General features: G+C 62.0%; 12 protein-coding genes and 2 riboswitches. Of the genes, 4 read left to right on the top strand and 8 right to left on the bottom strand.

Features of this window, described 5'->3' with window-relative positions:
• Window positions 1-4 precede the first annotated feature (4 nt).
• Genes cobM through cbiE form a run of 4 tightly spaced genes read right to left on the bottom strand, consistent with a single transcriptional unit; the run spans window position 5 to window position 3801 of the window.
• Window positions 5-733 (bottom strand): precorrin-4 C(11)-methyltransferase, encoded by a 729-nt coding sequence (gene cobM / locus ACSQ36_RS23755; protein ID WP_213762206.1) that lies wholly within the window; start codon window positions 731-733, stop codon window positions 5-7.
• Window positions 734-1486, bottom strand: a complete 753-nt coding sequence (locus ACSQ36_RS23750; protein ID WP_436183817.1) for a cobalt-precorrin-6A reductase — start codon at window positions 1484-1486, stop codon at window positions 734-736.
• Entirely contained in the window at window positions 1483-2574 is a 1092-nt protein-coding gene (locus ACSQ36_RS23745) for a cobalt-precorrin-5B (C(1))-methyltransferase (protein ID WP_436183816.1), read from the bottom strand. The genes ACSQ36_RS23750 and ACSQ36_RS23745 overlap by 4 nt, the downstream gene beginning before the upstream one ends.
• An 18-nt stretch (window positions 2575-2592) precedes the next feature.
• Window positions 2593-3801, bottom strand: a complete 1209-nt coding sequence (gene cbiE, locus ACSQ36_RS23740) for a precorrin-6y C5,15-methyltransferase (decarboxylating) subunit CbiE (protein ID WP_436183815.1) — start codon at window positions 3799-3801, stop codon at window positions 2593-2595.
• A 135-nt stretch (window positions 3802-3936) separates the two neighbouring features.
• A riboswitch (cobalamin riboswitch) is annotated at window positions 3937-4113 on the top strand.
• Window positions 4114-4235: 122 nt separating this feature from the next.
• On the opposite strand from cbiE, the gene cobG reads away from it, so the two are divergent.
• The 4 genes from cobG to cobJ are packed head-to-tail and all read left to right on the top strand — an operon-like array spanning window position 4236 to window position 8537.
• Window positions 4236-5519, top strand: a complete 1284-nt coding sequence (gene cobG / locus ACSQ36_RS23735; protein ID WP_436183814.1) for a precorrin-3B synthase — start codon at window positions 4236-4238, stop codon at window positions 5517-5519.
• Window positions 5512-6138: a precorrin-8X methylmutase gene (locus ACSQ36_RS23730; protein ID WP_436183813.1), complete on the top strand. Its 627-nt coding sequence runs from the start codon at window positions 5512-5514 to the stop codon at window positions 6136-6138. Before cobG ends, ACSQ36_RS23730 begins: the two co-directional genes overlap by 8 nt.
• Complete coding sequence (locus tag ACSQ36_RS23725; RefSeq protein WP_213762200.1) at window positions 6139-6864, top strand: precorrin-2 C(20)-methyltransferase; 726 nt, start codon at window positions 6139-6141, stop codon at window positions 6862-6864. It abuts the gene before it with no gap.
• Window positions 6852-8537 carry a precorrin-3B C(17)-methyltransferase gene (gene cobJ / locus ACSQ36_RS23720; RefSeq protein ID WP_436183812.1) on the top strand — a complete coding sequence of 562 codons (1686 nt, stop codon included), beginning with the start codon at window positions 6852-6854 and terminating at the stop codon, window positions 8535-8537. The genes ACSQ36_RS23725 and cobJ overlap by 13 nt, the downstream gene beginning before the upstream one ends.
• A 1-nt stretch (window position 8538) precedes the next feature.
• On the opposite strand, the gene ACSQ36_RS23715 is transcribed toward cobJ, so the two are convergent.
• From ACSQ36_RS23715 to cobW, 4 genes are all read right to left on the bottom strand, one after another.
• The gene (locus ACSQ36_RS23715; RefSeq protein WP_436183811.1) at window positions 8539-9066 is read right to left on the bottom strand and encodes a vWA domain-containing protein; all 528 of its coding nucleotides are present in this window, start codon (window positions 9064-9066) and stop codon (window positions 8539-8541) included.
• A 146-nt stretch (window positions 9067-9212) separates the two neighbouring features.
• Complete coding sequence (locus ACSQ36_RS23710) at window positions 9213-10211, bottom strand: ATP-binding protein (protein WP_436183810.1); 999 nt, start codon at window positions 10209-10211, stop codon at window positions 9213-9215.
• Window positions 10208-13981: a cobaltochelatase subunit CobN gene (gene cobN / locus ACSQ36_RS23705; RefSeq protein WP_436183809.1), complete on the bottom strand. Its 3774-nt coding sequence runs from the start codon at window positions 13979-13981 to the stop codon at window positions 10208-10210. The genes ACSQ36_RS23710 and cobN overlap by 4 nt, the downstream gene beginning before the upstream one ends.
• A gap of 3 nt (window positions 13982-13984) precedes the next feature.
• Window positions 13985-15073, bottom strand: a complete 1089-nt coding sequence (gene cobW, locus ACSQ36_RS23700) for a cobalamin biosynthesis protein CobW (protein WP_436183808.1) — start codon at window positions 15071-15073, stop codon at window positions 13985-13987.
• 172 nt (window positions 15074-15245) lie between these two features.
• Window positions 15246-15499, bottom strand: a riboswitch (cobalamin riboswitch).
• Between the last annotated feature and the right edge of the window lie 26 nt (window positions 15500-15525).

The raw sequence follows: 15525 nt of genomic DNA, 5'->3' as shown, positions 1-15525 counted from the left end.
TGGCTCAGGATGGCTTTCGATACAGCGACGAATCCGTAAAACCTTCCGCATTCAGCACATACCCGACCACGATCAGCGCAGTCCTTTCGATGCCTTTTTCAAGCACTTTTCCCGCGATATCGGCGAGCGTACCGAGTACCTTCTCTTCGTCGGGCCAGCTTGCACGAAAGATCACAGCGACAGGGCACTGCGCGCCGTAATGCGGAATCAGATCAACTACTATCCGTTCAATATGACGCACGCCAAGGTGAATAGCCATGGTCGCGCGATGGCGTGCGAGATCGGCAAGTTGCTCGCCTTCGGGCATCGATGTCTTCGTGGCGAAACGCGTGAGGATCACCGTCTGCGAGATGCCCGGCAATGTGAATTCGCAACCCAGCGACGCAGCAGATGCCGCGGCAGCCGTGACGCCCGGCACGATTTCATAAGGAATAGAAAGCATATTCAAACGCCGTATCTGCTCGCCTATTGCGCCGTATAGCGACGGATCGCCGGAATGCACGCGCGCGACGTCTTGCCCTTTAGCGTGCGCGGCTTCGAGCAACGCGACGATTTCGTCGAGGTGAAGATCGGCCGTATTCACCACGCTTTGTGCGCCATGCCCGCTCAACACGGCTTCCGGCACAAGCGATCCGGCATACAAGATGACCGGGCACGTGCGAATGAGGCGTTGCCCCTTCACCGTGATGAGTTCGGGATCTCCGGGTCCGGCGCCAATGAAATAGACCGTCATTTAAGGGGTTTTATCGAAAAGTGGATACGGATGGAGCCATGCAGCGAGCGCGTCCAGAAGCGAGCTTGTATCGGAGAATTCGCGTTCGACCGGCGGCAGGATCGGCCGCTGCAGCATGACCACGCGCAAGCCTCGTTCCCGCGCTACCGCCAGTTTCGCTTCGGTGGCCGCACCGCCGCTGTTCTTGCTGACCAGAACATCGGTTTGCTGTGCGTCGAAGAGCGCGCGTTCGCCATCGAGCGAAAACGGTCCACGCGCACCGATGATTGTCGCGCGCGCGTTGCCGGGGTGCGGGTCGAGACAGCGAATGGTCCAGTGTTGCGAAGGGGGAATCTCATCAAGATGGGCAAGCGGCTCGCGGCCGAGCGTCCAGAGCGGATATCTAAAAGGCGCGAGGGCGTGGACTATATCCGGGAAATCTGCTGCCTCCCGCCAATCGTCGCCGGCTTGCGGTTGCCACGGTGCGCGGCGAAGCGCCCAGCATTCAACGGACTTCTGCGCACTGGCCGCGCTCGCGTGACGGCTCATTTGCGCGGCGTAAGGATGCGTGGCATCGATTACCAAGCCGATGGATTCTGCGTCAATGAACGCCTTTAATCCTTCTACGCCTCCAAAACCGCCCACGCGCACGCCGCAGACCAGATCGCCCGGTGTGCGGGCCAACCCCGCGAGGCTATAGACATGGGTTGGGCCGAGACGGCGCGCGATTGTCAATGCGTCGCCGGTGCCGCCCAATAGCAAGACCCGTTTCATGGCGCCGCCCCCACGATGCGCCCCTGCCGGTCGATCGCAAAACATTCCACGGCGATCCCTTCAGGCACCACGCTCAACGCAAATTGCCGCGCGTGTTCGCAGACAATGTTGCCGAGCGGCACCCCGTGTTCGTGCGCGAGCACCAGCGCTTCCTGGCTCGTGTTGGCCGCGCGCATGGACTGTTGCAACGGGTCGCTTGCACCCGCATTCGCAGCCCAGCCGGCGAGTTGCGGCAGATCGATGCTCGAGTTCCTGCTATGCAGATCCATATGTCCCGCAGCCAGCTTGCTGATCTTGCCGAAGCCGCCGCACAGGCTCAACTTCTCGACCGGCGCCCGCCGCAAGTGCTTGAGCACAGCGCCCACGAAATCGCCCATTTCAACCAGCGCGATGTCCGGCAAACTGTAACGCACACGCATGGCGTCCTCGCTCTGGTTGCCCGTGCACGCCGCAATATGGACGTACCCGTTCGCGCGGGCAACGTCGATACCTTGATGAATTGAAGCAATGTAAGCCGAGCAGGAAAACGGCCGGACAATGCCGGTCGTGCCGAGAATCGATAACCCGCCGACAATCCCCAAGCGCGGATTCATCGTCTTGAGTGCGAGTTCGGCACCGTTTTCCACGCCGATGCTGACTTCGAAGCCACCGCCGTACCCGTGCTCGGTTGCGAGTGCCGAAAGGTGATCCGTCATCATCTTGCGCGGCACGGGATTGATGGCAGGCTCCCCTATGGGAAGTGCCAGTCCGGCGCGCGTGATGGTGCCCACGCCCGGTCCCGCGAGAAACCGCACGCCCGGTTCTCCAAGCAAGCGAACGCGTGCAAAAACGATCGCGCCGTGGGTGACGTCGGGGTCATCGCCGGCGTCTTTCACGGTACCTGCTTCCGCGCAATTGTCTCCGGCAAGACGGCAGAACACGAGCGGCATCACGACCTGTTGCCCCTTCGGCAACGTAATGTCCGCGTGCTCGCTGACGTGACCCGCGAGCAGCAATCGCGCCGCCGCAAGCGACGTCGCGGTCGCGCAACTGCCCGTGGTCAGTCCAGTGCGTAGCGGCGCAGGCTGTTCGGGCGTTTCGTCACGCATGGCGGTATCGGATGAGCATCATGGTTTAATCGCGTGCAGCAGCGTAATGGGCAATGCCTGGCGCCAGGTATCGAAGGCGCCTAACGGCTGTGCATGGGCAACGCCGATACGCGTCATCTCCCCGCCATGAAGCGCGCGCCACGCGATCAGCGTCGCCTCGCTCTGGATCGTGACGGCGTTGACGATCATCCGGCCGCCTTTCTTCAGATGAGACCAGCACGTCTCCAGCATGTCCGGCGTGGTCACGCCACCGCCGATAAAAATAGCATCGGGCTCGGGAAGTCCGGCCAACGCGCCCGGCGCTTCGCCCTCGACCAGTTGCAGTCCGGGCACGCCGAGCGCGTCGCGATTGTGTTCGATCAGGCGTTGACGCTGGCCATTCGCTTCGATCGCGATGGCACGGCAACTCGGGTGCGTGCGCATCCATTCGATACCAATCGACCCGCATCCCGCGCCCACGTCCCACAGCAGTTCGCCCGGCTCGGGCGCAAGCCGCGACAGCGTGATCGCGCGGATATCGCGTTTCGTGAGCTGGCCGTCGTGCCGGTATGCATCGTCGGGGAGACCGGGCGTCAGCGGCAAGCGCAGCGCATGGCTCTCTGCGATGCATTCGATCGCCACCAGATTGAGCGCGGCCACGTCACTTGCCGTCCACGCGCTGGCCACGCGATCGATACGGCGCTCCTCGTCGCCGCCGAGATGCTCGAACACGCTCAGGCGGCTTGCGCCGAAGCCGCGCTTTGTCAGCAACTCAGCGATCGAGGCGGGACTTGCAGCGTCAGCACTTAGAACAATCAGGCGCGCGCCGGGATGAAGCTGCGTTTCGAGCGCCGCGACCGGCCGCCCGACCAGCGACACTACCGCGACGTCCTGAAGCGCCCAGTGCAAACGCGCGGCGGCCAGCGACAGCGAAGATGGCGCGGGCACTACGCAGAATTCATCCGCAGCCAGTTCGCGGGCGAACGTCGCGCCGACGCCGAACATCATCGGGTCGCCGCTCGCAAGCACGCACACCCGTCCACGTTCGTGACGATGTTCGAGTACCGGCGCAATCGTGAACGGCGTAGGCCATACGCGACGTTCGCCGCCAATCCGGGCGGGCAACAACGCGAGATGACGCGCGCCGCCGAAAATCGTATCGGCGGCAAGCAGCGCCTGGCGCGCGTGCCGGCTCAGGCCGCGCCAGCCATCCTCCCCGATCCCCACCACGGTCAACCACGGTGACATCCGCCGATCCTCGCTTGATTCATTCACTGCTTGATTCATTCACTGATTACGCCGCGTCTGCAACGTGGTCGAGACAATCCGGCGAAAGCACCGCCGGCCTGCCGCCAATGCGCTTTAACCGCCGCAAAAACGGGCATAATACCGCGGTTAGTCGGTGCCCTTACGGGCCTAACAGGGAACACAGCAGAACTGTGGCTGCCCCCGCAATTGTACGCAACGAGTCCGCGCTCCACTGCCACTGGTTTCGACTGGGAAGGCCGGTACGGACGGCGACCTGCAAGCCAAGAGACCTGCCGACCGGAATTCTTCGTGCAAGCCAGCATCGGGCGGGGTGTACCGATGCCGCGAACGTGCCATCCTCTCAAAGGGTCCGGCATGCTCGAGGCGCCGCGCGAGACCGAACGGGTCACGCTTTGAACGAACCACTCACTACTATGCACCTATTACCGCAAGCATCGCGGCCGTCGGCTTGCCCGGGGCTGATGCGGATTGTGCCTGCGCGTGACGGCGGCCTGTGCCGCATTCGCCTCGCATGGGGCGAACTGAGTGCGGCGCAGGCGCGGGTGGTGGCGCACGCATCGCGGACGTTCGGCTCGGGTTTCATCGACGTGACCAATCGCGCGAATCTGCAGATCCGCGGCGTAAGGGAAGACTCGCAGGAAGTGCTCGTCTCGCGGCTCGTCGACGCGGGACTCGGCCCTCTCACGCCAGGTTCCGACGACCTGCGTAACGTCATGTCCAGTCCGCTGACGGGCCTCGATCCGCACGCCTTGCTCGACGCCGTACCGCTCGTTTCCACGTTAATCGGGCAGATGCAGCGCGACGCGCGGTTGCATGAGCTATCGCCGAAATTTGCGTTGATGGTGGATGGCGGCGAACGCCTTGCGATGCTCGATCATCCTCACGATGTCTGGCTTTCAGCAATATCGGCGGAGCGGTTTGTGTTCGGGCTCGCGGGTGGTCCACCGCAGTTTGAAAACGATACGCCTGCGCTGGCTGCAGTGAAAACCGGGCACGTCCCCGCGTTGGTCGATGCGCTGTTGCATACCTTCCTCGATCTCGCACAGCCCTGGCAGACCAGAATGCGCGATCTGCTGACGACGTGTTCCATCGAAGACATTCTTGGCCGCGTTCAGGAGAAGCTGGGCTTGCCTTTAGATCGTGACGTTGAACACTGGCGCCGTCCCACATCCGATGCAAGGCTGCGTTTCGGCGTGCATCGTCAAGGGACGGGCGACAGCGTGTACGTTGGTGCGCAAGTCCCGCTTGGGCGTCTGGATGCCGCGACGCTGTTCGCACTTGCCGATCTGGCGCCACAATTACGCATGACCCCTTGGCAAAGCGTCATGCTGCTCGATGTTCCGTCTGCCGAGGCCCAAGCGGTGGTTGAACAACTCGCTGCACTCGGCCTCGCGACAAACCCCGACGAACCATTCGCGCGCCTGATTGCGTGTACAGGTTCGCAAGGCTGCGCGAAAAGTTTTGCCGATACCAAAGCCGACGCGCACCTTCTCGCGCGGTCGATGCCACCAGCAGGCAACGTCCACCTTAGCGGCTGCGCGCGTTCATGCGCGGCGGCGCACCGTGTAGAAACCACCTTGATTGCTGTCGCTCCCGGTCGCTACGATCTTTACGGCGAGGCGCCTGAACCCCTTGCCCGCCATCTCACCATTGAACAGGCAGCCCGCTGGCTAGCCCGGAGCCCCTCTGATGCTTGACTACATTCGCGACGGCCAGGCGATCTATCGCGCGTCGTTTGCGACTATTCGCGCCGAGGCCAACCTCTCGGCCATTCCCGCCGATCTCGAGAAACTTGCCGTACGCGTGATCCATGCATGCGGCATGACGGATGTAATCGATGACCTCGTGTTCTCGCCCGGCGCGGGCACGGCAGGCCGCTCAGCGCTTGGTCAAGGCGCCCCCATTCTCTGCGATGCACGCATGGTCGCCGAGGGCATCACGCGTGCGCGATTGCCGGCAAACAACCGCGTGATCTGCACGCTCAACGATCCATCCGTGCCTGAACGCGCTCGCGCGCTTGGCAACACGCGCTCGGCCGCCGCGCTCGAATTGTGGCGGCCGGATCTTGAAGGCAGCGTGGTGGTGATCGGCAATGCGCCCACCGCGCTCTTCCATCTGCTCGACATGCTCGACGCGGGCGCGCCCAAACCTGCGTTGATCCTGGGCTTTCCGGTGGGTTTTATCGGCGCGGCGGAATCGAAGGCACTGCTTGCCGCCGATAGCCGCGGCGTGCCCTTCGTCGCGTTACGCGGCCGGCGTGGCGGCAGCGCGATGGCGGCGGCCGCCGTGAACGCACTGGCAACGGAGACTGAATAGATGAGCGGACGCCTCTATGGCCTCGGTGTCGGTCCTGGCGACCCCGAGTTGATAACCGTGAAGGCACTGCGTTTGCTGACTTCCGCGCAGGTGGTCGCTTACTTCGTGGCGAAGGGCAAGAAAGGCAATGCGTTCGGGATCATTGAAGGGCATCTCAACGAGACGCAAACGCGTTTGCCGCTGGTGTATCCGGTCACGACCGAAGCGCTGGAGCCGCCGCTTTGCTATGAAACGATCATCGGCGACTTCTACGATGAATCCGCCATCCGCATCGCGGATCATCTGGAAGCGGGCCGCGATGTGGCCGTGATCTGCGAAGGCGATCCGTTCTTCTACGGCTCGTACATGTATCTGCATGACCGGCTGGCCGAACGCTTCGAAGCGCACGTCGTGCCGGGTGTGTGCTCCATGCTGGGCGGCGTGGCCGTGCTTGGCGTGCCGCTCGTGTACCGGAACCAGAGTTTGTCGGTGTTATCGGGTGTGCTGCCGGAAGCAGATCTCAGGGAACGCCTCGCCACCGCCGACGCCGCCGTGATCATGAAACTAGGCCGCAACTTCGATAAAGTCCGGCGCGTGCTCACCGAACTCGGACTCGATAAACGCGCGCTTTACGTCGAGCGCGCGACCATGGCGAACCAGCGCATCGTGCCGTTGGAAGAAGTCGATCCCATGGCGTCGCCCTACTTCTCGCTGCTCGTCGTGCCGGGGGAAAAATGGCAGGCTTGACCGCGCTGAATGATCAGGTTCCTGTGGCAATCGTGGTGCTGGGGACGGGGGCAATCGATACCGCGCGCCGCATTCAGGCCCAGTATCCGGGTTCGCTCGTTCATGGTCTCGCGAGCCGCGTGCAGGGCGATGTCGTGTTCACTGAACTCGGCCCTCATTTGCGCGAACTCTATGCACGCAACACGCCGATTGTCGCGTTATGCGCGGCGGGTATCGTGATTCGATGCCTCGCATCCGCACTCGCCGACAAGACCCATGAACCGCCCGTGCTGGCCGTGGCCGAGGACGGTAGTGCGGTCGTGCCTTTGCTCGGTGGACTGGGCGGTGTGAACGTGATGGCCCGCGAAATTGCGGCAGCACTGGACGTTGCACCGGCGATCACGACCAGCGGAGAACTAAGGTTCGGCACCTGCCTGCTGAACCCGCCAGCGGGTTATGTACTCGCCGATATCGAGCACGGGAAACGTTTTGTGTCGGACCTGCTCGCGGGCGCCACGACGCGCGTTGAAGGTCACGCGCCGTGGCTCGACGCAGCAGACTTGCCACGCGCTGCCGACGCAGGCCTGGCGATCCGCATCACGCCGCATACCAGCGAGGTTGCGGGCGACTTGATGATTCATCCGCGCTGCGCGGTTGTGTACGTGACGGCGTTGTCGTCGGAAGACTCGATCGTCGAAGGTGTGCGTCTCATGTTGCGTGGACATCGCCTTTCACCGATGTCGCTGGCGGCAGTCCTCGCGCCTTTGAGCATGATGGCTTCTGCACCGCTTGCAGAAGCCGCACGGACGCTGGACTTGCCGCTGCGCTTCGGAACGCTTCCAGCAGGCTTCGAAACGCTTGAGTCCCTTGGCGATGGCATCGTGATTGCCCTCGCGCCACAACCGGTCGATCCTTCAACGCTCGGGCAGGCACGTGGCACGCTCACCGTGATTGGTCTCGGCCCCGGTAGCGCGAATCTGATGGTGCCCGCGGCAAAACAGGCTTTGTCGCAAGCAGACGATGTGCTCGGTTACGAGACCTATGTGAGCATGGCCGGTCCGTTCGCGCCGCATCAAACTCTTCACTGCACCGACAACCGTGAAGAGATGCAGCGCGCGCGTCACGCGTTCGAACTGGCGAGTACCGGACGTAATGTAGTGGTTGTATCGTCGGGAGACCCCGGGGTCTTTGCAATGGCCGCCGCCGTGCTCGAAGCGCTCGATGAGGCCCGGGATAACGAGCAGTGGAACGCGGTGGAATTGCAGATCGTACCGGGTGTATCCGCCGCGCTCGCCACCGCTGCCCGGGCCGGCGCGCCGCTCGGCCACGACTTCTGCATGCTGTCGCTTTCGGATAACCTCAAGCCGTGGACCGTGATAGAAACGCGCTTGCGGCACGCCGCTCAAGCCGATCTCGTGATGGCGTTTTATAACCCCGTCTCGCGCGCACGGCCGTGGCAACTCGACCGTGCGCTGGATATCGTGCGTGAGCATCGGAGTGGCGCGACCCTGATCGTGCTCGGTCGAAACATTGGCAGGCCGGGTGAAACACTGATTACCACGACGCTGGATAAACTGCATTCCAGTCAGGTCGATATGCGCACGATGGTGATTGTTGGCTCGTCCACCACACGCAGTTTTCCCCGGACCAACGGCGATGAAGACTGGGTATACACGCCACGCTGGTACGAATGAACTAGGCGGAAGTCATGGAAGCGGCCGTACGGTACTCGGCCTGCCAAGACTCGGCGAGCGTCACGCAACGCCTTAAACGCACCGCCTCGCTCTCGAAATCGACGATGACAATCTGATCCGCTGCGTCGGGACGCGATGGCGTTTCCGGACTGCGGCCGTCGGTCAGCAGCCACAGGAAACGCCGCTGCGAAGGGCGGCGACGTGCTGCCTTCAGGAGCACATTGGCGCCTGTGCGCACGCCCAGCGCGAGCGGCGTTCCTCCGCCGCCACCTATCGGCGCAAGCCAGCGATCGTTCCACCAATGTGCCGCCCCGGGTTCGCGACGCACTTGCGCCGTCGCACCGCCAAAGCAGACCAACGCCACCTCTGCACGCTCGCGGTACGCCCGGTCGAACAACGCCACGACCAGTCCTTTAGCCAGCGCAAGCCGCTTGCCGCTTAGCATGGAGCCGGAGCAATCAAGCACGAAGCAATGCAGCGCGGTGCTGTCGCCTTGCTCGCGATGAAACCTCAGGTGCGTTTTATCCAAAGGATGATTGCGTTTCGCCAGCAGCGTTTGCAACCAGTCGATGCGCGCGCTCGCTTCCCCTGCGCGTGATCGTGTTCTACCCGGCGAGGAAGGTTCTAGCCATCGAAGGCGGCCGGGTTCGGCCTGTGCATCCGGTCTTCGATGGCTCAGGATTTTTTTGCTGCAAGCGGCCTTACGTTCTTGACTGCTGTGATGTCTACGGGCTCGGGAGGCATGTAGCCGAAGCTTGCTTCGTCAATGTCATTGGGACGTTGTCGTGGGCTAGGCTCAGAAGAGCCTTGATTGCTAGGCGCACTGCCTGCCTTGCGCCGATGCAGCAACACCGATTCAGCCACGCGTTCAACGTGTTCCACGTTCACCGCTGAAGCTGCTTCAAATGCGGCCAGCGCTCGCGCTGCGCGCAGCATGACGAGATCGGCGCGCAAGCCGTCCACATGAGCATTGATACATAACTCGCTGACGCGCGCGTGAACTGCGTCGTCGAATTCGAGGATCGGAAGCGTCGCTCTGGCTTGGCGAAGCCTCAGGGCCAAGGCGGCTTGCTGCCCCGCAAACTGCGAGCAAAAAGCGTCAGGATCCGTATCGAATGCGAGACGCGCCTTGACGATCTCACGGCGTTTTTCAGCATCGAAACAATTCTGCAATTCCACCGCCAAGCCGAAGCGATCCAGCAATTGCGGCCTGAGTTCGCCCTCCTCCGGATTCATGGTTCCGATCAACACAAACCGCGCTTCATGCCGATGCGAAATGCCATCGCGTTCGATCACGTTCACCCCACTCGCGGCTACATCGAGTAACGGGTCCACGAGTTGATTGGGCAGCAGATTCACTTCATCGACGTACAACACGCCCTTATGCGCCCTCGCGAGCAAACCCGGCGAAAAGCGCACGCCGCCGTCGCGCAAGACAGCTTCGATATCCAGCGAACCGATCAACTGTTCTTCGCTCGCCCCCAGCGGCAAAGTCACGAACTGCCCTTCGGGCAGCAGTTCGGCAAGCGCGCGCGCAGTCGTCGATTTCGCGGTCCCACGCGGACCGCTGACCAGCACGCCGCCCAGCGCCGGATCGACCGCGGCGAGTAAAAGTGCTTGCTGCAAGGGTTCTTGTGCGACCAATGCGGCAAACGGGAAGATCAATTCGTTCACGTTCGTTGCCCTTCGAGTTGCTGTTCGGCGTCCAGCAGATGGCGTTCGATCTGGTCCTGATACGCGCCTGGACTTTGCCATAAGCCGCGCTGCATCGCTTCGGTCAAACGCTCGCAGATCGAGTGCAGCGCGTGCGGATTATGCTGCTGCATGAACTCGCGCGTGTCAGCGTCGTTGACGTAGGCATCGGCAACAAGCGCGTACTGATGATCCGATACGACCCGCGCGGTGGCATCGTAACCAAACAGATAATCTACCGTTGCAGCGAGTTCCGACGCACCCTTGTAACCATGCCGCTTCACGCCGTCGATCCATTTCGGATTGACTACGCGCGAGCGGATCACGCGTGAGATTTCTTCCTGCAACGTGCGGATGCGCGGCGCGGCCGGATTACTGTGATCGGGGTTATACGCTTGCGGCTGGGTACCGGAAAGATGCCGCACGGCCGCCACCATGCCGCCCTGGAACTGGTGATAGTCGTTCGAATCCAGCAGGTCGTGTTCGCGGTTGTCCTGGTTCTGCACCACCACGTCGATGGTCGACAAGCGCGCGCCAAAGGTGTCGCGGGCCTCAACGCCATCGCCCTTTTGCGAATACGCATAACCGCCGGAGCTTTGGAAACCGCGCGCGAGATCAGCATCGTTTTGCCATTGTTTTGCGTCGATCATTTCCTGCAAACCCGCGCCGTATGCGCCCGGCTTCGTGCTGAATACGCGCCAACCCGCGCGCAAGCGCGCTTCCTTCTCGTCCAGTCCGCGCGCCATGTGTTCGTCGCGTTCACGCATGATGCGCGCACGGATCGGGTTGATGTCTTCGGCTTCGTCGTCGAGTTCGGCCACGGCTTGCACGGCGGCATCGAAGAGATGCATCAGGTTGGCGAACGCATCGCGGAAAAATCCCGACACACGCAGCGTCACGTCAATGCGCGGGCGATTGAAAATGGTGATAGGCAGGACTTCGAAATCAGTCACGCGATTGCTGCCCGCCGCCCACTTCGGCCGCACGCCGATCAGCGCCATGGCTTGGGCGATATCGTCACCGCCGGTGCGCATGGTGGCCGTACCCCATACAGACAAACCGATCGCACGCGGATAGTCGCCGTGCTCCTGAAGGTGGCGCTCGATCAGCAGGTTGGCCGACTTCAGGCCGAGCGTCCATGCTGCGCGCGTTGGCACGGCGCGGGTATCGACGGAGTAAAAATTGCGGCCAGTCGGCAACACGTCCGGCCTTCCACGCGATGGCGATCCGCTCGGACCCGGTGGCACAAAATGCCCATCGAGACCACGTTGAAGCTGCTTTAACTCTTGCGGGCCGCAAGCGTCGAGCCGCGCGAGCAGGTCGCCGTTCAGGCGTTTGAGTACCTGCGATGTGTTCGGCCCCGCCGTGTCGGATGGCTTGTCGAGCAACGACGTTGCGAGCAGTTCGAGACGCTCGCGGGTGTCGCCATGATGGCGCCACGGTGCATCGATCACCGTTTCGAGTTCAGCGGGACGAGGACCTGTCCACGGCGCGCTCCAGTCGGCATCGAGGGGATCGAACGTGTCGCCCAGATTCAAGTCGCGAGCCAGTGCGGTGAGCACGCTCGCGTTCGCGCCTTGCGCGTCGCCGGTTGGATAACGGCCGAGGGCAAGCAGGGTATCGCGGCGTTGCACGCCTTGCGGCGACGCACCGAACACATGCAGGCCATCGCGGATCTGAGCCTCCTTGAGCTCGCACAAATACGCGTCGGCGCGGGTCAGTAACGCATCCTCAGTATTGGAATCGCGAGGTTTATCGAGTCCGAGTTCCTCATGCAGCCTGTGCTCAACAATGCTCGCCAGAATCGTCTTGCGCAGGAGTTTCGCGCGGCGCGGATCGACCATCAGCGCTTCATAATATTCGTCGACCTGACGCTCCAGATCCTGCAGCGGACCGTAGTTTTCAGCGCGCGTGAGCGGCGGCATCAAGTGGTCGATAATGACCGCCTGAGCTCGCCGCTTCGCCTGACTGCCCTCGCCCGGATCGTTGACAATAAAAGGATATAGATGCGGCATGGCGCCCAGCGTCAGATCAGGCCAGCACGACGCGCTCAATGCAACGCTCTTGCCCGGCAGCCATTCAAGGTTGCCGTGCTTGCCAACGTGAACGACCGCATCCACGTTGAATCGCAGCCGCAGCCAGAAGTAGAAAGCGAGATACGCGTGCGGCGGCACGAGCTCCGCGTCGTGATAACTCGCGTAGTCGCCGCGCTCACGCGAGCGCGCCGGCTGGATGCCGATGAACACATGCCCACAGCGCCAGCCCGCGATCATGAAGCGGCCGCGCCGGATCGTGGGATCACTTTCGGGCGGACCCCAGCGCGTATTCAACTCCTGCTGGACGTTGGTCGGCAGCTTGGCGAACGCGTCGAGGTAGTCGTCAAGCGCGAGGCTTTGCAACGCGGGACGCAAGTCGCGAACCACGGGATCATTCGTTACGCCCGAGGTCAGCGCGTGCATCAGCGCGTCACCATCGGCGGGAATTTCATCCACTCGATACCCTTCTTTATCGAGCATTGACAGGATGTTGACGACAGACGCCGGTGTATCAAGACCCACGCCATTGCCGATGCGCCCCTCACTCAACGGGTAGTTCGCGAGCACAAGTGAGATGCGTTTGTCAGCGTTAGCGAGTTGCCGCAAGCGACACCAACGTTGGCTCAACTCGGCCACGAAACGCACCCGCTCAAGGTCGGGCTGGTATCGCACGACATCGACTTGAGTGATCTTGCATCGATACGCGAGTCCCTTGAAGCTGATCGCGCGCGTGATGATGCGGCCATCGACTTCCGGCAGGGCGACATGCATGGCGACATCACGCGAATTCAGCCCGTGGTTGTCTTTCAGCCAGTCTTCACGATTTCCCCCGCTGAGGATAACTTGCAGTACCGGCGCGTCGCCCGCGAGTTCAAAAGGCACAGGGTCGTCTATGACGCCGGCTGCGAACGAGGTCGTGTTCAGCACCAGCGACGCCCCGTGATCCGCGCAAAGCTGCTGCACAACTTCGCGGCTCAACGGGTCTTTTAGTGACGCCATCGCGATCGGCAACGGGTTGAGGCCTTGTGCTTCCAGGGCCTCGATCAATGCATCGAACACGTCCGTATTGCCGGACTGCAAATGGGCCCGATAGAACAGCACGGCGACAACGGGCGCACCTTGAATCCAGCGTTTTTTCCAGTCGTCAATGGTCGCGATCTGCCGCGCCGGATGATAGATTGCCACTGTCGGCAACGGGCTCGGCGCATGCGCTTCACGCCCATACCCCAACGCCCGAAACGCGATGCAACGAAGAAACTCTTCAGCATTTTTCGCACCGCCCTCACGCAGATACCGCCAGAGTTGATCGCACAATCCGGGCTCGGCCGTACTCTTCGCAACGAGGTTCGGATCTTCCTGCAGATCGCCGGAAAACATCACGAGCATCTGGCCGTTGCGGCGCGCGAGCGCGGTAATGCTCTCGATTCCGTAAGGCCAGTATGCTTCGCCGCCAAGGTGATCGATAACGATCACCCGTGCATGTCTCAGCACGTCGTCGACGTAAAAATCTACCGATGCCGGTTGCCGCAAGAACGCCTGATTTGCCAGCCGCAGCGCCGGAAAATCCGCTTCCAGATGCGGCACGACACTCGCGAGTAGCGAGAGCGTGGTATCGGCCGAGCTGAGCACGACGATCGGCGCAGGCGTCTGGTCGATACGCATGACGCCGGCTGCGTCGTCGACAAAACCGCCGGGCGTCGTGCGTAGCAGATGCATGGATCAGGCCTGCACGGGTGCGTTGGCGAGCGCGGCAACCAGCGCTTGTTGCAGACGCGGCTGATCGAGATCTTCACCAATCAGCACGAACCGGCTGGTCTCGCGGGCCGCTTCGGCAGCGGTCCAGCGACGATCGAAATAGGTATCGAAACGCTGGCCTACACCTTGCACGACAAGCCGCATGGGCGTGCCCGGCAACGCCGCAAAACCCTTCACGCGATAGATCGTGTTGGCATCGACCAGTGAGCGCAATGCAGCGACCACGGCCTCGCGCGACTCGACCCGCGCTTCCACCACGACTGAATCGAAATCGTCGTGGTGGTGATCGGCGTGCCCTTCGTCGTCGACGGAACCATGATGGTCGACACGCAGATGAATAGTCGTTTCCGATGCTGCCTCCAGCCCGAGCAGCGCATGCAGATCGAGCTGACCCATCTGCGCCGGCACGATCTTGACGCCCGCCGGAATCTCGCCGCGAATCAACGTTTCCACCGCGCGTTGCTGCGTTTCATCGATCAGATCGGTCTTGTTGAGAATCACCAGGTCCGCTGAAGCGAGTTGATCTTCGAACAACTCATGCAGCGGCGATTCGTGATCGAGGTTCGGGTCGGCCCGGCGTTGTGCGTCCACAGCCTGCGAGTTCGCCGCGAACTGGCCGCTTGCCGCAGCGGGACCATCTACAACAGTCACGACAGCATCCACGGTGAACGCATTCTTGATGGACGGCCAGTTGAAAGCCTGCACGAGCGGCTTGGGCAACGCGAGGCCGGAGGTCTCGATCAGCACATGATCGATCTGATCGCGCCGCTCGACCAGTTGCTCCATCACCGGATAAAACTCTTCCTGCACCGTGCAGCAAAGACAGCCGTTCGACAGTTCATACAGATTCGGTTGATCCGTGACGCTTTCATCCTCGCAACCGATGTTGCAGCCCTTCAGGATTTCGCCGTCTATGCCGAGTTCTCCGAACTCGTTCACGATCACCGCGATCCGCAGCCCTTTCGCGTTTTGCAGGATGTGCCGCATCAACGTGGTCTTGCCGCTGCCGAGGAAACCCGTTACGACCGTGACCGGAATTTTGCGCATTTGCATCCGTTGCTCCGTGCTATTGATTGGCTGCTTGCTGCCGGAATGCGTGGTCCTTTACCGCCCAAGGCGAACAATAAAATGCGCTCACGAGCGTCGCAATACAGGACGGCAATCCGGAAAAAGCATGGTGGAAAGTATCGAGCATATGCCGCATCCCCGCGACAAACGCCCGCTTCAGGTGTTACTCGTTCCGGCCGGTATCCGGGCTGGCGAAAATGCCGCTTCACCTTCCCGCATGACATAGGCATGCAGTGGTTTTTCGAAGGCGGCTTTACCGCGCGAGTGGCGTGAATCAGGGTAAAACCACGTCGCGCGATTTTCGTTTACCGTTGCGGGGGCAGCGCAGGTTGGCACGGCCGGGGTTCCGGCAACGCTTCCTGCTTCCCGTTTAACTGCGCGCAGCAGAGACCGCGCGCGAGCACCAGAAAACTACCGCGAAGTCTAGGCTGATGGGG

It is taken from the genome of Caballeronia sp. LjRoot34 (genome assembly GCF_964253815.1).
Classification (GTDB): domain Bacteria; phylum Pseudomonadota; class Gammaproteobacteria; order Burkholderiales; family Burkholderiaceae; genus Caballeronia.
Note: the sequence above shows the minus strand (reverse complement) of the source record. Positions and strands in the feature narration are given on the sequence as shown.